The sequence below is a fragment of the Gammaproteobacteria bacterium genome (genome assembly GCA_013001575.1).
Classification (GTDB): domain Bacteria; phylum Pseudomonadota; class Gammaproteobacteria; order Steroidobacterales; family JABDMI01; genus JABDMI01.
This window is the reverse complement of record JABDMI010000128.1, coordinates 26,259-44,764: the sequence shown is the minus strand read 5'-3', so window position 1 is coordinate 44,764 and position 18,506 is coordinate 26,259. Positions and strand designations below refer to the sequence as shown.

Sequence of the window (18,506 nt, the reverse complement as noted above, 5' to 3'; positions counted from 1 at the left end):
TCTCGAAAAATAAATTTATGTACTTGCCTCAGGGCTTTACAAAAAGTGGTGCGTTGGCGTAGCCCACTTTGCCCTTGCCATCGTAAATGTACACAAACAATCGATAATCGCCGGTTTTTTCCGGCACCACAAAGGCAAGTTTGCCTTGCTGGCAATTACTTTCTTTCTCATTTATTGCAAAAGCCACTTCCTCCGGCTCTTTTTCAAATGCCCCGCCGTCACTGCGTTCATCGACTTCTTTCATGATCACCCAGTTACAGGTAACCGGATCACCATCGGGTTCATTATGTTTAACCAGTGCAAGACTGTTTTGACCTGGCTTTAAATAAATATTCTGTTCAGGCAGGATGCCATTGATGTTGATCGCATGAACCTGTGGGGCACGGTTTGCGGGGTATTCTCCAGTCCAGTATTTGGTGAGCTCGTCAATACGCTCGGTCTGGCTACCATCTTTGTGAAACATGCTATACCAGGTTGGAGTGCGTTCCTGTTTTTGCCCCCACAAGAAGGCAAATGTGCCAATATTCTTGCCACCCTTATTGCCGTGCAAACCGGTGCGGATACGCTCGGCCATACCGGCAGCCGCCACTGAACTGGGTTCTTCAATCTCGCGCCCCCAGGCAGTCGGTGGCCTTTCCCAATGTCCGACCGGACCGAATTCAGTCACCATAAAAGGCTTATCGATATTTAAATTTGCATAGGCTGTATTAACCCCGGCAACATCGGCATAAACTTGCACCGAAATAAAATCTACTTGTGGGGTGTATTGCATGGCCGTGTGAATGTGTTCGGGAATAACACCAGCAAAAGAATAAGTTACCGGATGATTCGGATCGACTGCATGCACATAATCGATCATGTCCGAAAGGGCCTCATACACTTTAGGATTCACCATTTTTAAACCGCCTTTTTCATCAAGCAACAGGTTCGGTTCGTTTCCGATTACCCAGGCTAAAAGATTAGGGTGGTTTTTGTATTTTTGTATGACCTGTTTGAAATCTGCAAATTGTTTTGCAACAGCCGCCTCATTATTGTAATCAAAACCATGTAATTCCTTCTGCAGATCAAATCCCATGGCAACCATTAAGCCGTGCTTTTTGGCCGCAGCGAGTTCAAGGTCAGCGTATTGACTGCTCCAGGTACGAAATGTATTACCGCCGGTTTGCTTAAGTGCCTCAAAATCATGCCCCTCGGGGTAATTCAAGCCAACACCTTTTACCTGATACGGTTTGCCATTCACAGTTAATTGATAGGCTGTAGCATTCTTGACGATTTTCACCACAGAAGCGGTTTGTGTCGCTGAATGCGTACCGACCACGGACTCATTCGTCATTACATTGCCTGCACAAGCAATGCAAAGAAACGGTACTGTCAGTACCCAAAAACGTAAATTGGCTTTCATCATTTTCAAGATTCTCCTCTAGACACATTAAACCCCTCTCACCATCAATTAACGGCCAGCATAAAAAAGGGCTATTCGAAAATAGCCCTTGTATTGTATTTGAGTTACGCTTTGAATGTGAGAGATTTAGCCAAATTCAGTGTTAAGTTTTACTGAAATCCGAACAAGTGGTTTCAGACTTTTGGTGATGTTTTTTACCCAACACCCGAACGGTCACATCTTCAGCCTCTTTCACCATAACAAATTCCTGCTGCCCGACATCGGCAAAATCCACCTGAATATGCATTGCCAGAACCTTTGCCATTAATACCGGACGAAACGCTTTTGTTGCCCGCATGGAAAAGGATTTCACATAGGGATTAATTTTGGCAATAGTCATAGTACCGAGCAGGTTACGCATAATTTTTGCGTCTTTTGCATCCTCGGCCTGAGGTTTGAAATTGTAAACGTAGTCTGTATCAGTCTCGCTTAATAATTTCCAGCTGTCCGGGTCAGCCAGATCGACCATTTGGAAGGAACGGGAATTCTCAGAGTCGTCTTTATCTGTCTCGGGCTTTTCAGATTCGGAATGTTTGCTTTTTACAAAATCTGCCGACTCTTCCTCAGTAGGCGCCACCCCATTGATAGAAACAAGACTCCAGGGATTTTCCAGGCCAGGGTCATGCTGCTCGACCGTGATCTTGTCATTCTCTTGTCGGGTACAACGATAAAACCAACTGTCTTGCTCGATATCACTCATCGCCTCAAACGCCTGTTGCACTACGCTGGGCACTTCGGCATGTAAAGATGAAACCTGAAAAATCAAACCAATAAAAATCAGAATAAATTTACTACGCATGATCGTCCTTTTGTGAATGCCAAATGCTGAGCTAAGACTCGCGGCAAATAATAAGGCTAGTTGAAGAGGACACTCAATTAGGCTTGAGGTTCCTGAGTAATGAGAGTCAAAATTCTAATTCTGATATGCCAATACTATTCGCCACTGGCAAATAGATTCTGTAGAGCCGCTTCCAGATTGATTTCCGAGCCGCCAGAAAATCCGGCATGTTTTCCCAACAGCTCGCCTTTGCGCCCGTAAATAAACGAGTACGGAAGTCCAGGCACGCCGTATTCACTGCCAATTTGTACCAATGGGTCGTAAATTATTTTGATATCGGCAGGAAATTTTTTCAGGAAAGTTTGGGTGTCTTCCGGACTTTCACCGAAGTTGACGGCAAGAAACACAATATCGTCAGGATATTTTTTTTGCATTTTATCCATCCAGGGAAAGGTCTGTTGACAGGGCTTGCACCAGGAAGCCCAAAAATCCAGGTACACAACCTTACCGCGGTATTGTTCGAGATTCAGTATGGCTTGTGCCGCTGTGAGTTCGGGTGCAGGTGCTACAGGCGTCGGGGCTTTAGTCTCGGACCTGACGGATACCGAAACCGCATTGTCATGTTTTGCAGGACGCACATCACTCGCAAGGGTGTCGCGGGAAGTTTGATCAGAAACGTCGGCAACTTCAGTCACTGTCATAGTTTCTTGCGCACTGGTCATAGCGGAATCCTGCGAGGGAGAACTGATGGTTATCTGGGTGGACGCATCTTCTTTGGCACAGGCTGAAAACTGCAACAGCAAACCCAGCAAAGCACCACAGAGTTGATATGGGAACTTGGAAAATTTCATAGATTTTAATTTACAGGGATAACATCTAACAGGAACTCAAATCAGTCTGGAATATTACCTTCATGCACCAGAGTTTCTGCAAAATTTTGTTGCACAAAATGTGAAATGATTTTAACCAGGCGAATCGACGCCGCGTGTTTGGTGGTTTTGGCAATCACTTCATCGCCGCCCGGCCAAAAAACATGTAATTCGGTTTCATCTTTGCCAAAGGTTCGCCCATTACCCACCAGATTCGCCACGATCAGGTCGAGATTCTTGCGCGCCAGTTTATCGCGTGCGTTTTCAAGCAGATTTTCTGTTTCTGCAGCAAAGCCTATACATACGGGGCGTGGATGCTGGGCAGCAACACTGGCCAAAATATCCGGATTGCGCTCCATGGTCACCACTAGGGAATCACTGTTGTCTGAACTCTTTTTGATCTTCTGATCCTGTCGCTGGGCAGGACGATAATCGGCAACTGCGGCTGTGCCAATAAAAATATCGCACTCGTCCAGGGCTTCCATGACTTTTTCATACATGTCGACGGCACTCATCACATCAATGCGTTTGACATCGTGCGGAGTTGGCAAACTAACCGGACCGGCGATCAAGGTCACAATGGCGCCCTGGGCCTGAGCTGCGGATGCGAGGGCAAAGCCCATTTTTCCGCTACTATGATTACTTAAAAAACGTACCGGATCGATCGCTTCTCGCGTTGGCCCTGCTGTAATGACAATATGCTTGCCTACCAATGGTCCGGCAAATCGTAAAGAGCGGGTTTCTTCCAAGTCTGTAGACAGTTCTTTGACCACAACATCCACAATGTCTTCCGGCTCAAGCATTCGTCCCAAGCCGGTTTCGCCGCAGGCCTGATCACCGGAGTCTGGCCCCAGGATATGCACATCGCGGTTTTTGAGTAATTCGAGATTATCCTGAGTGGCATCATTGGACCACATTAAGCGATTCATCGCCGGTGCAAGCATGATATTGGCGTCTGTGGCCAAACAAAGGGTCGTTAACAGATCATTGGCAAAACCGTGTGCCAGTCGCGCCATCAGATCGGCGGTGGCCGGAGCGATCAGGATCAGGTCGGCCCAGCGTGCAAGCTCAATATGACCCATGGAGGCCTCGGCCGCCTCGTCCCAGAGATCATCGCGCACCGGATTGCCCGACACCGCTTGTAAGGCCGTGGGGGTTACGAATTGGTGGGCTGAATGAGTCATGACAACTTGTACTTCGGCGCCCAGCTTGGTCAATAAGCGGATTAGTGCCGGAGCCTTATAAGCTGCGATACCACCACTTATGCCCAAGAGAATTCTTTTGTCGGTTAATTGCATACCTTATCCTAACAGGCTGATTCTATGAATTACAGAATCAAACACTTGAGTAGGGATTATCTTACAACAATCCGGCCTGTCGCCCGACTTTTTCAAGACTTTCTTTGCGTTAATATTGACTCGCAATGGAATGCACAACTACTTATTCACGGAGGAATACTCATGAGTATCAAACACTGGCCTGCGGCCGAACGGCCTCGCGAAAAACTGTTACAGCTTGGCGCTGGTAATTTAAGCGACGCTGAACTCCTGGCCATCTTTTTAAGAACCGGTACCCGCGGGCGAACCGCTGTTGACTTGGCGCGAGAACTTTTATTACATTTTGGCGACTTGCGTAAGCTCTTGACCGCCAATTCCAAAGAGTTTTGTGAAGCCTACGGATTGGGCATTGCCAAGTTCGTGCAGTTACAAGCCATGCTGGAACTCACCAAGCGTCATTATCAGGTTCAGTTACAACGCAGTGACCCGCTCACGGATCCGCAACTGACGCGACATTATTTATTGCATTGTTTGCGTGACGAACCCATCGAAAAGTTTGCCGCCTTGCTGCTGGATAATCGTCATCGGGTGATTGAATACATCACGCTGGCGTCTGGCACACTCAATCAGGCTTCAGTGCATCCCAGAGAAGTGGTACGCACAGCTCTGGAGAAACACGCCGCTGCGATCATCTTTGCCCACAACCACCCATCCGGGATTGCCGAGCCCAGTGCTGCGGATAAGCGTCTGACCAATCGTCTCAAGGATGCCCTCGCGCTGGTGGACATAAGAGTTTTGGATCATTTCGTGATCGGCGATGGCGAGGTTACCTCGTTTGCCGAACGGGGACTGCTTTAGACAAGAATTTATTGCGATTTCAGTATTGCATTGCAATGTTTCAGCCAGAATGCCGCATGTATGGTTTTCTCGGTATACAATTGTCTACCAAGACCTGGTCATGAAGCAGACAAATAAAACATTGTGGACATTCATCATTTTCTAATCCTGTGCATTATCTTTTTAGCTGCAGCGGTGATCGCGGTACCGCTTTTCAGATTTCTGGGACTGGGAGCAGTTCTTGGTTATCTTGTGGCCGGTATGGTTATCGGGCCCTGGGGACTGAGTCTGGTTGAGGATGTAGAAACTGTACTGCATTTTTCCGAATTTGGTGTAGTGCTGCTGTTGTTTGTGATCGGCCTTGAGTTGCAACCGTCGCGACTGCGCGTATTTCGTGCAAATATTCTGCGTGCGGGCACCATGCAAATGGCTCTGACCACATTGATCCTGTTCCTGATCATGTTTTTTGGCTTCAAATTAACACCTTTGGTCGCCACACTAATTGCTTTTTCACTCGCCTTGTCTTCCACTGCTTTTGCCCTGCAAACTCTGGCCGAAAAAAAACAGCTCACTACATCATACGGACGACAATCCTTTGCGATATTGCTATTTCAGGATCTCGCCGTAATTCCGGCTTTGGCCATCATTCCGGCCCTGGCAGGCGCCCAAGAGCTGAGCCTTGCAGCGAGTCTGCCAAAAATTCTGATCAACACCGCCGCTGTTATTGTTGTGATCATTGCGAGCCGTTTTTTGTTAAATCCCGTATTGAAAATAATTGCACATTCGAATGCACGCGAAGTGTTTACCGCAGCGACCTTGTTACTGGTTTTCAGTGCGGCGATCATATTCGAAAGTTTTGGCATGTCTATGGCACTGGGTGCTTTCCTGGCAGGCGTTATGCTGGCCGATTCGGAATACCGTCACGCTCTGGAAGCTGATATAGAACCTTTCAAAGGAATTTTGCTTGGATTATTTTTTATGGCTGTTGGCATGTCTGTTAATGCCGGTCTGATCATGTCCAAACCCGTCTTTATTTTTGGACTTGCACTAAGCTTGATGTTGATAAAATTTGGCGTATTACAAGCTGTGGGGTATGGCGCGCGACTTAGCCAGGATGCCCGATTCCGCCTTGCACTTGTGATGCCACAAGGTGGTGAGTTTGCCTTCGTTCTGATGACTGTGGCTGTCGCTTCTGGCGTGATCGAGCGTCAGCTCAGTGATCTTGTGATTGCCGTAGTAAGCATTTCCATGTTGCTATCGCCCCTGTTCTATGCCGCCTTTGAGAAATTACCTAAACGCGCCAATAGTATGCCAGAGGCGGATGTTATCGAAGCGGAAACCAGGCATGTGATCATTGCCGGATTTGGGCGCTTCGGACAGGTAGTGGCGCGTATTCTTGCCGTTGAAAAAATCCCCTTCACCGCGCTTGAAAAAGATCCACAACAAATAAAGATCTTGCGTAAATACGGAAACAAGATCTACTATGGCGATGTTTTGCGCCCCGACCTGCTGCGCGCTGCCAGAGCTGGCGAAGCAAGAGCGATCGTGTTGGCCATTGATGACCCGGAGGAGTCCCTGCATGCCGCCGGAGTAATTCGCAAGCATTTTCCAGAAATCCCTATTCTTGCACGTGCGCGTAATCGTCAACACGCATTACGTTTGCTCGACCTCAACATCAAGATCGTGATCCGTGAAACGCTAGAGAGTAGTTTGCTGTTAACCGAACACCTGCTTGAGGAGCTCGGGTACGAGGAAACCGATGCTATCCATGTGGTCAAGCTGTTTAAAGAACACGATGCCGAACTGCTTTTACGACAGCATGCAATCCATAACGACGAGCAGGCCATGATCCAGTCGATCAGTGAAGCACGAGAAGAGCTGCAACGCCTGTTTGATGCCGACCGTAATGGAAAAAACTGAGAATAACACTGCAATAGATAATGCTAGCAATCATCAGACACCCAGCAAGCATAAGCTACAGGATATTCAATGAGCAACAATGATTCCAACAACATTCGCCCCGATCTTGCCGAGTTTAACCAACGGGAAAGTTTCATTAGCGATGCTGCCCGTGAAAAAGCTGTGGCCAAACGCCATGCGCTTGGCTTACGCACAGCGCGTGAAAACGTGCATGATCTTTTAGATGATGACAGCATGAATGAATACGGCGCACTGGCGGTAGCGGCGCAACGGGGGCGTAAAAGTCATGAAGAGCTGATCGAGAATACTCCGGCCGATGGCATTATTACCGCGGTTGGTACGGTCAATGCACACGAATTTGGTGACAAACGGGCGCGTTGTGCCGTGCTTGCCTACGACTACACGGTTTTGGCTGGCACCCAGGGTTTCTTTAATCATAAAAAGACCGATCGCTTGTTAAAGATCGCCTCGGATAATGAGCTGCCCGTGATCTTTTACACTGAAGGTGGTGGCGGACGTCCTGGAGATGTGGACGCTGACCGCATTAATGTGAGTGGTTTGGGTGTGCCTACTTTTGCCCAATGGGCCGCCATGAATGGAAAAGCGCCACGCATTGCCATCAATGCTGGCCGTTGTTTTGCCGGCAACGCCGTGCTGTTTGGATTGGCCGACATCACGATCGCAACAAAAACTTCCAATATCGGTCTTGCAGGCCCGGCCATGATTGAAGGGGGTGGTCTTGGTTCTTTCAAACCCGAGGAGATCGGCCCGGCCGACGTTCAACACAGTAATGGTGTGATCGATATTCTGGTTGCAGACGAGGCTGAAGCGACTCAAGTCGCAAAAAAAGTGTTGGGGTATTTTCAAGGTGATTTAAACAACTGGGAATGCACCGATCAAGACCTGTTGCGTGATGCGGTTCCGGAGAATCGGCGCATGGCTTACAAGATGCGCAAGCTGATCGAATTACTTGCCGATACAAATTCGGTTCAAGAGTTACGTTTACATTACGGTAAAGGAATTTTGACTTGTTTGGTGCGAATTCGGGGTCAAGCTTTTGGCTTGATCGCAAATAATCCCAGACATCTGGGTGGCGCGATCGATTCGGAGTCTGCTGAAAAGGCCGCACGCTTCTTACAACTATGTGATGCTTACGCACTGCCGGTGATCTCCTTATGTGATACCCCCGGATTCATGGTCGGACCAGACAGTGAGAAAACCGCTTCTGTGCGACGCGGGTCGCGCTTGCTGGCGGTTGCGGCCAATTTACAGGTGCCGGTTATCGCGGTGGTCACCCGCAAAGCTTATGGACTGGGGGCGCAAGCCATGGTGGGCGGCAGTTTTCAACAACCGGCGGCAATTGCCAGTTGGCCTAGCGGAGAATTTGGTGCCATGGGTCTGGAAGGTGCGGTCAGTCTGGGATTCAAAAAAGAACTTGCAGCGATCGATGACCCGGATGAACGTGAAGCCGTCTTCAATAAAATGGTGGCCAAAGCCTATCAACGCGGCAAAGCCATATCCATTGCCGAATATACCGAGGTCGATGCGGTGATTGACCCAAAAGACACCCGCGGCTGGATACTGCGAACTCTGAATGCCTGCAAAACACCGTCTCGCAATACGCGCCGCTTCGTGGATATTTGGTGAATGTTAGCGCTGGATAGTTGACCCTGAAAATTTACCGGATATGCGTCTAATCCTTGCCAAAATTGCTTTAAACGAGTATATTTCCCGCCCTTGCGCTGCTTTTTAGCGGCTTTTTTGTATGTCCTGCGGTTTCGGCCAGTGCGACATATCACGCATCAAGTAATTGATTTATATACATTTTTGAGGATAGAGACATGTCTCGAGTCTGCCAAGTTTCGGGCAAACGCCCACAAAGCGGCAACAACGTATCGCACGCAAAAAACCGTACGCGTCGTCGTTTTTTACCAAATTTACAATCCAAACGTTTTTGGCTGGAAAGCGAAGGTCGTTATGTGAAACTGCGTGTTTCTGCATCAGCGATCCGTGACATCGACAAGCTCGGGATCGAGAAAGTCGTTGCTGATCTGCGAGCCAAAGGCCAGAAGGTCTAATCCGGAGAACGACTATGAGCAAGAGTGCAAGAGACAAGATCAGACTGGTTTCATCGGCAGGTACAGGACATTTCTATACCACGATGAAAAGCAAAAAATTACACCCGGAAAAGATGGAAACCAAAAAATATGATCCGGTAGTTCGCAAACACGTGATTTACAAAGAAGCTAAAATCAAGTAAATTGCTGCATAAGCAAGAATGGACAAATAAATAAGAATAAGTAGGCAAACGGAATACAATTCCAATAAATAACTAATAGCTGCAAGTTCTGAACCAATAATAATAAATTGCAGAACTCATTAGCCCGCACGACCTGGTCGTTGCGGGTTTTTTATTGCATAAAATTCTGTGAAATGAACAGTAGAAATCGTTACCATAGAGCCCGATGTCAAATTCCCTTTCAAACCCGGCGTATAAGATAGAGAATGTCAGTCGTTACTTCGGCGAACACGTCGTTGTGAAAGATCTGAATCTGGAAATTTCCACAGGCGAGATCATCGGCCTACTCGGCTTGAATGGCGCGGGCAAATCAACCTGCTTGCAAATGCTCGCGGGCACTCTTGCGCCCTCATTGGGGGAAGTCAGATTGTTTGGCCAGGATCTTTATTCCGGGCCGGCAAGTTTACGTGAACGCATCGGTTACTTACCCGAACAACCACCACTTTACGCGCATCAAAAAGTTGATGAATACCTGAATTTCATCGTAAAACTGTACGCGGTGGATAAACAACAACGCGCCCACAGAATTGCACATTGCAAACAGCAATGCGGTCTACAAGATGTGGGTAAGCGACGCATCGGTAATTTATCCAAGGGCTTTCAGCAACGGCTTGGAATAGCTCAAGCAATTGTGCATCAGCCTGAAATTATCATTCTCGATGAACCAACGGTAGGCCTGGATCCGCAACAGTTAATGCATATGCGAAAAGTGGTGCGCGAGCTGGGCGAGCAGACAACGGTCATCTTTTCCAGTCATATCCTGAGTGAAGTACACGCTGTGGCCGACCGCATTGTGATCTTGCATCAGGGCCATGTGGTGCATGACGGCCCCAACGAAGACAAATCGGATTTGGAAGAATTGTTTTCGCGCATTATTTTTGCCGACAGTACGGCACAAGATCAAAGTGGTGAAGCCGCGTGAATAAAACCTTGTTAATTGCTGCTCAAGAGTGGAAATACCTGATCAAAGCACCGCTGGCCTGGACGGTGTTGGGCGTGGTGACGGCGGTCATGGCCTGGGTATTCTTATCCCAGATCGAAGCCTTTCAACAAATTGCACATGAGTTAATGAATCTGCACAAATCGCCTGGTGTGACCGGATTTGTTGTCACCCCGACCTACTCCACGGCGTCGATCATATTGATGATGATCATCCCAGTCCTGGCCATGAACAGTTTTCAACGCGAACGCCACGACGGGCGCACCATCTTATTAGCGGCAGCGCCTTTGCAAAGCTCACATATTGTTTTGGGTAAATTTTTAGGTCTATGTCTGTTCTTGGCTTTGGTGGTCTTTGTAATCTCGCTGATGCCCTTGAGTTTACGCCTCGGCGCACCGATCGATCTTGTGACCTTGTTGTTGAACGCCCTGGGCCTGTGGTTATTACTGATCAGTTTTGCGGCCATCACTTTGTACCTGGCCTGCATTAGTAAAGAACCGGTGATCACCCTAAGCCTGAGCATTGGCGTATTACTGTTACTGTGGTTAGTCGACTGGAGTTCGCATACGGGTCTGGATGACAATGCCTTTGCGCGCTATCTATCCATCATGAAGCATTACCAGAACTTGCTAAAGGCACGACTCAATAGTATGGACCTGGTGTATTTTGCCAGCTTGATCGGTTTGTTCCTGTTCTTGAGTATTCGCCACCTCGAGCGTGAACGGGAACGCGTCTAATTGCCTATGAACTCCAAGGACAATTATTCTCTGGTCAAGGCCAAACGTCGAGCGCAGCGCCTGCAGCAATTCCTGTTTGTGCTGTTGTTGCTGATAGCATTCGCCTTGCTCGGCTGGCTGGCAATCCTGACCCAGCAGGAAAGTGATCTAAGTCGTGAGCAAAGACATTCAATTACCGACACCAGCATCGAGCTATTGCAAAAAATCTCCGACGAGATAAATGTCATGGCCTTTGTTGGTAAGAATCCGGGGCGTAGAGAAAAAATTCGTGACCTGATCGGGCAATATCAACAACACCACACAAATATTGCACTGGAATTCGTTGACCCGAACCTGCGCCCAGACCTGACACGAGAATACGGCATCCAGCGCGACGGGGAAATTCGTTTAAGTGTGAAACAAGCCGGGCAGGAAAAAGCCCAAAGCGAATTGCTGCGCGAGATCAGCGAAAGCGCACTGAGTAATGCGCTATTGCGTCTGAGTCGCGCCAGTCAACGGCATATCGTGTTTGTGGAAGGTCATGGCGAACGCAATCCTTATGGACTGGGTAATCATGACCTCAAGCAATTCGCAACAGAATTGAGTGACAAAGGGTACGAATTACAACGTCTGGACATATCACAACACCCACAAGTCCCGGATAACACCCGTCTGTTGGTGATCGCCAGCCCGCAGCTGGATTTTTTGCCCACCGAAGTGCAACGCATCACTGACTTTGTGGTGCAAGGCGGTAATTTACTCTGGCTAAGCGACCCGGATGGATTAAAAGGCCTGGATGAATTACTCAACACCCTTGGACTTGGTAGTCCGGCCGGAGTGGTGATTGACCAGGGCACCCAGGAGATCGGTCTGGCCGACGCGAGTTTTGCATTGATCAGTAATTACAATCAACATCCGGCTTTGCTCAATTTCAATTATGTTTCCCTGTTCCCGCAGGCGCGTAGCTATAAACCGCTTTTGCAAGACAGCGTGTGGTCGCAACGCCCTTTTCTAATTACCGCAGAACGCACCTGGTTGGAAACCGAAACCCTGCAAAACACTGTCACCTTTGACCCGGAGCTTGATACCGCAGGCCCCTTGCACCTTGGTTACAGTCTCGAACGAGAACTCGAGCAGGAGAAACAGCAACGCATAATTGTGATCGGGGATGGCGACTTTTTATCGAATCGCTTTTTGAATAACGGTGCGAATTTGCCACTGGGTCTGAACCTGGTCGACTGGCTAAGTGGTGAAGAGAGTTTCCTGAATTTACGTTTTACTGAAACCCCGGATCTGCAGATCAATCTGAGTGAAAAAGCTCTGGGCTGGCTGGGTTTGCTGTTTTTGATCATTCTGCCCGGACTATTCTTTTTGATCGCAATCAGGATCTGGTGGAAGCGACGCAACGCTTGATATTGAGTATGTTTTTAAACCATGCATAAAAATACCCGCTCGAATTTATTCTGGTTTGCTGCTGTGTTGGTACTGGGCATTGCGGCCTTCGGTGTACAGCAACAACAAAACAAAAATCAATCCATCTTTTTACCAATCGATGCACAGCAACTGCAACGCATCGTCATCAACAAAGATCCAGTCATTGAGCTAAAAAAGATTAACAACCACTGGCAAATGCTTGCTCCGCTTAAAGGCAAGGTGAAGGACCAGGCCATGGCAAAGATCCTGGATACCCTGGCGGCACCCTTGTACACAAGCTATGCCATTGAGGAAGTCAGTCTGGAAACCCTTGGTTTGGAGAGACCAAACCTGCGAGTCTTGCTAGATGACGAAGCTTTGGATTTCGGCGCGCTCGCATCCACCCAACAAATGCATTATGTACGCTATCAAGACCGGGTTTATTTGGCCAGCCCGTTTTTGCAAGTACGGTTTAATCAAAGTCCGGAACAATTACTGGATGTAGAAGAAGTGGAAGACGTTGAATAATGCCCGAGTTACCTGAGGTCGAAACAACCCGACGCGGTATCGAACCGCTGATCACCGGCAAACGGGTTAAACAGGTGATCGTACGCACCGATAAACTGCGCTGGCCAATTCCGGGCACACTTGGTCGTGACTTAAAAAACCAATACATAGATTCGGTTGAACGACGTGCCAAGTATATTTTCCTGAATACCGCTGCCGGCAGTGTGATCGTACACCTGGGCATGACCGGTTCCTTGCGAGTTATCGACAGCCGTACCCCGGTACAAAAACACGAACACATTGATGTGCATCTGGAGAATGGACAAGTCTTGCGTTATAAAGACGCCCGCAAATTCGGTGCGTTCTTATGGACCAGGCAGGATCCACATGAGCACAAGCTTATTACGCGCCTGGGTCCGGAACCCTTGTCAAACGACTTTAATGCGGATTATTTATTTACCACAACACGCAAACGCAAAGCCGCCATCAAAACCCACATCATGAACCAACATGTGGTCGTAGGCATAGGCAATATCTATGCCAGCGAAGCCTTGTTCAAGGCAGGGATCAATCCCAACAAAGCGGCACACAAGGTGAGTAAGGAAAAATTAAACTTGTTGGTCAAAACCAGCAAACAAACCCTGCGAGCGGCCATCAAACAAGGCGGCACGACTTTGCAGGATTATCAAAATGCGGACGGTGCCCCGGGATATTTCTCGATAAAATTAAAAGTGTATGGCAAACAGGGCCTACCGTGTCCCGAGTGTGCCAAACCCATTTCTTCCAGAGTGATCGGGCAACGCAACAGTTTTTATTGCACCCATTGTCAGAGCTGATTCCCAGAGCTGAGCACAGAATCGAGCTCAAGCTCGATTACAACGCCGCGTGCATATGCCGGGTTGGATTAACTGCTTTTCCATTACGGCGTATTTCATAATGCACATGTGGCCCGGTGGCTTTGCCGGTTTGTCCGACTTTGGCGATGGTTTGTCCGCGTGTTACACGTTGTCCTTTTTTGACTAGATTACTGGAATTGTGCGCATAGGCCGTGTGTACTCCGTAACCGTGATCGACCACGACCAAATTTCCGTAACCGCCTTTTACCCCCGAGAATACTACCTTACCGTGATTGGTGGCCAGGATTGGTGTACCTATGGGAGCACGCAGATCAATGCCTTTGTGCATGCGTCCCTTGCGTGGGCCATAAGGTGATGAGACAGACACATGCTGCAATGGCCAAATATGGCCCTGAATGGGCATTTGATGATGCCGCTCTTTGTCCAGCTCTGCCTGATATCGCTGTACGGCCCGTTGATCTGGCACCAGCAATTTCATATCGGGTTTAATGCGGGATGGATCTAGCCACGGATTAGAACGACGCAAGAGTTCGAAAGGTATATTTAAATCTGCAGCAATCGATGCCATGCTTTCGCCCGACTTTACTTTGTAATGGGTTTGTGACTGCTGTTGTGTTGCTGAGGGACTGTGTGCACATGCACCAATCAATAACAATACTATCAATAAACTAACAAATTTCTGCATCTGGTTTTTCCACATTATTATCAGGAGTTTATGCTCTATTCTGCCCATCCAGACTGAATTGGAGCTTAATAAGGTGTGGCGAATTGTGAAAATCTATTAAACGGCTGCACTGGGCAATGATCAATTACCTGCCGCGTGATTTATATCTCTCGTGATCTAGTTGTCACGCGATCTGTGGGGCGCTTTTAAATACAGCAACAATGACAAAATAAAAACAAGCAAAGACACGTACATTAGCCATCGCCACATACTGGTGTAGGTTTTTAATATTTGCACTTGTTCAACAAAAATTGTTTCACAGGCTCCATCGCCTGTGTCATCACGCGTGATACTGGTGCCGCGGGTTCCACCGGTATTCAGATTTTGATACTCAACCAGTTTCCCTCGAATCCTGATCTGGTCACCAATGCTTATTTTGCTGATCTTCTTGCGCAGGTACTCATCGGCAGCCACCAGGTGATTATTGGAGAGTTGGGACGGGTTGAAGTTGTCCCAGGCTTGCTGGTCTCTGGTACTAAAGTTACAAGTGAACTGACCATTCCAGAAGTTGAGTTTTGGCAGAGTTTTGGCAACCGCGGTTTCTCCCCATAGCACGCAGTAGTCAGCCACATTCAAATGATCATTCCAGCGTTTGTGTAATCTTGCGTTGCCATCGTGCTGTTTATAAGAAACGATCATCCCGACCAGTTCATAGTCGTATAGTGGCTTAATTTTGTAATCAATCTTGTTCACATTCACCGTGAACTCATTGGGGCTGACTTTTTTTTGTACCGGCTCCTCACTTAACTCGGGTAGGATTTGCATATTTGAAGACAGATCATTCTTTTTCCAGAACCCGATTATTAGAAAAATAAAACTTAGGATTAGCAGTATTTTAATTTTCACTTTTGCTGTTACGCTTTAACTGCTTATAGATCGCTGACCGGATATGCTCATCTCGATTGCTGTCACTTTCCGGTGGCGCAAAAATTTGCGACATGATCACCCCGACAATCTCTTGTTCCGGATCAACCCAATAATGCGTTCCCTCATAACCGCCACCTAGCCACAAACCCGGGATTCCCTTTTCTTCGATGGACAGTTTGCCACTCGTAACCCAAATGTTATAACCGTTATACCCCCACTCGTTATCCAGCTGGGTATGTGGCGATACCATGTCTGCAACCGTCTGTTGCTCAAGTAAGCGGTAGCCATTCAGTGTTCCACGATTCATCAACATACGGATAAAGTCGGCATAGCCGCCAGCTGTTCCCAACATCCCTTCACCACCCAGGTACAACTCATGTGTCGGATCATAATCGGGCAGTGCCGAACTGAAGATATCCAGCTCGCCCTCATTCGCAAATCTTAAACTATCATCGGCACCCGACACTTTTGGCAGTAACTCAACACCATCGGGCAAACCATACTGGAGTCCGTTTATTTTTAATGGCCCTGTTACTCTTTCTTCCACTAGCTGTTTTAAGCTTTTTCCAGTTGCACGTTCGGCAACTATACCTAGCACTGTCGTATTTGTACCATAGTAATCTTTACTGCCAGGTTGCAAGATTAGTGGTAGTTTTGCCATGCGCTGAATAAAATCGTCACTGTTATTCGCCATTGGCAAATTCGCGGCATTAAGTGGCTCGTCTAAGCATGGAATTCCTGTGACTGCATAATAAAAACCGGCCGTATGGTTGATCAGATCAAGTATCGCCATTTGATTTTGAGTTTCGACCAATTGCAAGGGACAAGCAGTTTGTTTGTCTTCAACTTCCGGTAAAGCCGTACCATTTGCAGAGATTGCAACTTTGAGGGTCTCAAACTCTGGGATATATTTGCTCACCGGATCTTCCAGCTTCAGAACACCATCTTCCACCAGGTCAAGGGCGACTGAAATTGTCACGATCTTGCTCATAGACCAAATACGAATCCAGGTGTCTCCATTAACTTCAGCGTAAGGGATCAGCTCACGATTCACGGCTCCATGCTCATAAACTACATCGCCGTACTTGTCTTCAACGCGAGCGTACAAGAATGGAAATGCACCTGTCTCAATATAGTTATCCAGAACACTGTTAACAGCCAAAGGATCATTTAACTTATGAGTTGCTTGGCTTTGATCGACTCGGGCAGACTGACAGGCAAATAGAAACAACACTAAAGTACATACTGTCAATTGTCTTAGAGTTCTTGTTCTCTGCAACATGTTAATTCCTCGGGAATAAAGTGTATTCGACCCAGTCAAAGTCGGCGAAGTCTTCCGAACTGGATCCATTGCTGCTGGAATAGAGTCCTAAATAGGCTCCTGTGTATCCTTTACTTAAAATTATATCTGCAGATGACTGGGCAAAATCTTGATAAGTTTTACCCCCATCCAGAGAATAGCGATAGGTATTACGCGACTCTTTTGACTCTACTTTAAATACTATTTCACCACGATATTTCGGAAGTTCAGCACTTTGAATGACCTTTCTGGACACTGGATCAGATGATGTATCGGACTTCATGCTACTGGCCGGATCTTCTGGCTGCGCGACAAATAACTGTAAATAAATCTTATTGTTCTGTTGCTTAGTGGTGAAATTGATGTAATTGTCATCTTTTTGAAACAGACTAATGCCGGCTTCGGAGTTGTTTGTCGACGGATTGAAAAGCATGGCCACGGTATATACAAAATCACTTTGTTTTTGCCGTACTCCCAACAAACTTGCTCGACCTCTTTCTGTGATCGAGCCTGACTGAGAAAACAAACGCAAATACCCGGGACTCTCGGACAAGGAATATGTTCTTCGCTCCGGGAATCGTCGAAAATTCCACTCAAGGCCAAGTTTCGATGAATCGAATTCATCACGGAAATTGATATTCGGTTGTTGCCTGGACCCGAATGGCAGCGGATAAGCCTTTTCCAATCGTCCGGATTCTTTGGACACCACAGGCCAATCGTACTTGGGCTCTTTCCACCAAAAAGGTTCGCGCTCCCACTCGACCGGCAACAAATGAGTCTCACGTCCCATGTTCGACATCCGCTGTTCATCATTGCGTTTACCCAAAGCGACCATATACCAGCGTCCATCCCCAAGCTGGATCATATCGGCATGTCCGGTACTGTTGACCCAATAATCGTAAGATAAATGTCGCGAGGTCATGATCGGATTACGCTCGTTGGGAACATAGGGTCCTGTGATGTCGTCACTGACCGCAATCATAACCGCATGATTGAATCCGGTACCGCCCTCGGCAATGAGCAAATAGTATCGTCCATCGTGTTTGTAAAGATGCGGACCTTCTGCCCATGTGCCGCCACATGCGCCACGCCATAAGAAATGCCGTTCACCGGTTAACTCCCAACTTGCCGTATCAATCTCCTGCAACCAGATCTCGCCTTCGCCCGGAAAGGTAGGGTTTTCCGGGCTATGCGTTCCGGCATACCAAACACGCCCGTCGTCATCAAAAAAGATATCCGGATCAATTCCCGGCGCTCCTTCGAGCACCAATGGATCCGACCATGGGCCCTGGATATCGTCAGCAGTGAGGACAAAATTAACGAATTCGGTTTTGGCATTTTTACCCGTTGGCGTATATACATTGGTAGTAATAATGTAAAACCTGTTTTTGCCATTTTCTTTTCTGCAGCGAATAGTCGGCGCATGAATTCCGCCATTGGATTGCACATCAACCAGATTCACTGCACCGGTCACTTGCGATTCACGCTGTAAACCATAAGCAACCAATTCCCAATTAACCAGGTCTTTGCTGCGATGAATGGGCAAGCCGGGATAATATTCAAAACTGGAATTAACAATATAGAAATAATCATCCAGCTGACAAATAGAAGGATCGGGATAGCCGCCTGTGATTATGGGGTTAGTAAAATGAGTATTTGAGCTCAATAGTTTGTCGGGGGTAGCAGAACAAGCCGACAGTGATAGGAATATCGAACAAACGTAAAGTAGCGAGAAAATATTTCGTCTACAAAATCGCATTT

The 18,506-nt window shown here is 47.6% G+C and carries 17 protein-coding genes and 1 pseudogene; 10 read left to right on the top strand and 8 right to left on the bottom strand.

The genetic code is table 11. From position 1 onward, the window contains the following. Positions 1 to 28: 28 nt before the first annotated feature. The 4 genes from HKN88_10415 to coaBC all read right to left on the bottom strand — a co-directional run bounded on the left by HKN88_10415 (position 29) and on the right by coaBC (position 4,386). A complete protein-coding gene (locus HKN88_10415; GenBank protein NNC98469.1) occupies positions 29 to 1,405 on the bottom strand; it encodes a DUF4038 domain-containing protein in 1,377 nt (458 codons plus the stop codon). Positions 1,406 to 1,544: 139 nt separating this feature from the next. Beyond that, the gene (locus HKN88_10410; protein NNC98468.1) at positions 1,545 to 2,240 is read right to left on the bottom strand and encodes a hypothetical protein; all 696 of its coding nucleotides are present in this window, start codon (positions 2,238 to 2,240) and stop codon (positions 1,545 to 1,547) included. Positions 2,241 to 2,374: 134 nt separating this feature from the next. Beyond that, positions 2,375 to 3,070: a TlpA family protein disulfide reductase gene (locus HKN88_10405; protein NNC98467.1), complete on the bottom strand. Its 696-nt coding sequence runs from the start codon at positions 3,068 to 3,070 to the stop codon at positions 2,375 to 2,377. 41 nt (positions 3,071 to 3,111) lie between these two features. After that, positions 3,112 to 4,386, bottom strand: a complete 1,275-nt coding sequence (gene coaBC / locus HKN88_10400) for a bifunctional phosphopantothenoylcysteine decarboxylase/phosphopantothenate--cysteine ligase CoaBC (GenBank protein NNC98466.1) — start codon at positions 4,384 to 4,386, stop codon at positions 3,112 to 3,114. A gap of 162 nt (positions 4,387 to 4,548) precedes the next feature. Between coaBC and radC the strand changes: the two genes are divergently transcribed. The 10 genes and pseudogenes from radC (at position 4,549) to mutM (ending at position 13,833) form a co-directional block, all read left to right on the top strand. Further along, complete coding sequence (gene radC / locus HKN88_10395; protein ID NNC98465.1) at positions 4,549 to 5,223, top strand: DNA repair protein RadC; 675 nt, start codon at positions 4,549 to 4,551, stop codon at positions 5,221 to 5,223. A gap of 156 nt (positions 5,224 to 5,379) precedes the next feature. Next, positions 5,380 to 7,122 (top strand): annotated as a pseudogene (locus HKN88_10390) (glutathione-regulated potassium-efflux system protein KefB). A 69-nt stretch (positions 7,123 to 7,191) separates the two neighbouring features. Then, the gene (locus tag HKN88_10385; protein ID NNC98464.1) at positions 7,192 to 8,769 is read left to right on the top strand and encodes a hypothetical protein; all 1,578 of its coding nucleotides are present in this window, start codon (positions 7,192 to 7,194) and stop codon (positions 8,767 to 8,769) included. Positions 8,770 to 8,963: 194 nt separating this feature from the next. Then, positions 8,964 to 9,200, top strand: coding sequence for a 50S ribosomal protein L28 (rpmB, locus tag HKN88_10380; GenBank protein ID NNC98463.1), 237 nt, complete (start codon positions 8,964 to 8,966; stop codon positions 9,198 to 9,200). 14 nt (positions 9,201 to 9,214) lie between these two features. Continuing rightward, positions 9,215 to 9,382 (top strand): 50S ribosomal protein L33, encoded by a 168-nt coding sequence (gene rpmG, locus HKN88_10375; protein ID NNC98462.1) that lies wholly within the window; start codon positions 9,215 to 9,217, stop codon positions 9,380 to 9,382. Positions 9,383 to 9,587: 205 nt separating this feature from the next. Further along, positions 9,588 to 10,343, top strand: coding sequence for an ABC transporter ATP-binding protein (locus tag HKN88_10370; GenBank protein ID NNC98461.1), 756 nt, complete (start codon positions 9,588 to 9,590; stop codon positions 10,341 to 10,343). Further along, on the top strand, positions 10,340 to 11,098 hold the full coding sequence (locus tag HKN88_10365; GenBank protein NNC98460.1) for an ABC transporter permease subunit: 759 nt from the start codon (positions 10,340 to 10,342) through the stop codon (positions 11,096 to 11,098). Before HKN88_10370 ends, HKN88_10365 begins: the two co-directional genes overlap by 4 nt. A 6-nt stretch (positions 11,099 to 11,104) precedes the next feature. Next, positions 11,105 to 12,490, top strand: a complete 1,386-nt coding sequence (locus tag HKN88_10360; GenBank protein NNC98459.1) for a hypothetical protein — start codon at positions 11,105 to 11,107, stop codon at positions 12,488 to 12,490. A 21-nt stretch (positions 12,491 to 12,511) separates the two neighbouring features. Next, entirely contained in the window at positions 12,512 to 13,018 is a 507-nt protein-coding gene (locus tag HKN88_10355) for a hypothetical protein (protein ID NNC98458.1), read from the top strand. Beyond that, positions 13,018 to 13,833 carry a bifunctional DNA-formamidopyrimidine glycosylase/DNA-(apurinic or apyrimidinic site) lyase gene (gene mutM, locus HKN88_10350; protein NNC98457.1) on the top strand — a complete coding sequence of 272 codons (816 nt, stop codon included), beginning with the start codon at positions 13,018 to 13,020 and terminating at the stop codon, positions 13,831 to 13,833. Before HKN88_10355 ends, mutM begins: the two co-directional genes overlap by 1 nt. A 37-nt stretch (positions 13,834 to 13,870) precedes the next feature. Here the strand turns inward: mutM and HKN88_10345 are convergent, their stop codons facing one another. The 4 genes from HKN88_10345 to HKN88_10330 form a co-directional block, all read right to left on the bottom strand. After that, a complete protein-coding gene (locus tag HKN88_10345; protein ID NNC98456.1) occupies positions 13,871 to 14,539 on the bottom strand; it encodes a peptidoglycan DD-metalloendopeptidase family protein in 669 nt (222 codons plus the stop codon). 156 nt (positions 14,540 to 14,695) lie between these two features. After that, entirely contained in the window at positions 14,696 to 15,343 is a 648-nt protein-coding gene (locus HKN88_10340) for a hypothetical protein (GenBank protein NNC98455.1), read from the bottom strand. Between the two features lie 70 nt (positions 15,344 to 15,413). Then, complete coding sequence (locus HKN88_10335; GenBank protein NNC98454.1) at positions 15,414 to 16,727, bottom strand: serine hydrolase; 1,314 nt, start codon at positions 16,725 to 16,727, stop codon at positions 15,414 to 15,416. A 1-nt stretch (position 16,728) separates the two neighbouring features. After that, a complete protein-coding gene (locus HKN88_10330) occupies positions 16,729 to 18,504 on the bottom strand; it encodes a glycoside hydrolase family 43 protein (GenBank protein ID NNC98453.1) in 1,776 nt (591 codons plus the stop codon). Positions 18,505 to 18,506 lie beyond the last annotated feature (2 nt).

Coding starts and splice junctions, on each gene's coding strand:
- HKN88_10415 (NNC98469.1), bottom strand. CDS start 1,405: ATGATGAAAGCCAATTTACGTTTTTGGGTACTGACAGTACCGTTTCTT.
- HKN88_10410 (NNC98468.1), bottom strand. CDS start 2,240: ATGCGTAGTAAATTTATTCTGATTTTTATTGGTTTGATTTTTCAGGTT.
- HKN88_10405 (NNC98467.1), bottom strand. CDS start 3,070: ATGAAATTTTCCAAGTTCCCATATCAACTCTGTGGTGCTTTGCTGGGT.
- coaBC (NNC98466.1), bottom strand. CDS start 4,386: ATGCAATTAACCGACAAAAGAATTCTCTTGGGCATAAGTGGTGGTATC.
- radC (NNC98465.1), top strand. CDS start 4,549: ATGAGTATCAAACACTGGCCTGCGGCCGAACGGCCTCGCGAAAAACTG.
- HKN88_10385 (NNC98464.1), top strand. CDS start 7,192: ATGAGCAACAATGATTCCAACAACATTCGCCCCGATCTTGCCGAGTTT.
- rpmB (NNC98463.1), top strand. CDS start 8,964: ATGTCTCGAGTCTGCCAAGTTTCGGGCAAACGCCCACAAAGCGGCAAC.
- rpmG (NNC98462.1), top strand. CDS start 9,215: ATGAGCAAGAGTGCAAGAGACAAGATCAGACTGGTTTCATCGGCAGGT.
- HKN88_10370 (NNC98461.1), top strand. CDS start 9,588: ATGTCAAATTCCCTTTCAAACCCGGCGTATAAGATAGAGAATGTCAGT.
- HKN88_10360 (NNC98459.1), top strand. CDS start 11,105: ATGAACTCCAAGGACAATTATTCTCTGGTCAAGGCCAAACGTCGAGCG.
- HKN88_10355 (NNC98458.1), top strand. CDS start 12,512: ATGCATAAAAATACCCGCTCGAATTTATTCTGGTTTGCTGCTGTGTTG.
- mutM (NNC98457.1), top strand. CDS start 13,018: ATGCCCGAGTTACCTGAGGTCGAAACAACCCGACGCGGTATCGAACCG.
- HKN88_10345 (NNC98456.1), bottom strand. CDS start 14,539: ATGCAGAAATTTGTTAGTTTATTGATAGTATTGTTATTGATTGGTGCA.
- HKN88_10340 (NNC98455.1), bottom strand. CDS start 15,343: ATGCAAATCCTACCCGAGTTAAGTGAGGAGCCGGTACAAAAAAAAGTC.
- HKN88_10335 (NNC98454.1), bottom strand. CDS start 16,727: ATGTTGCAGAGAACAAGAACTCTAAGACAATTGACAGTATGTACTTTA.
- HKN88_10330 (NNC98453.1), bottom strand. CDS start 18,504: ATGCGATTTTGTAGACGAAATATTTTCTCGCTACTTTACGTTTGTTCG.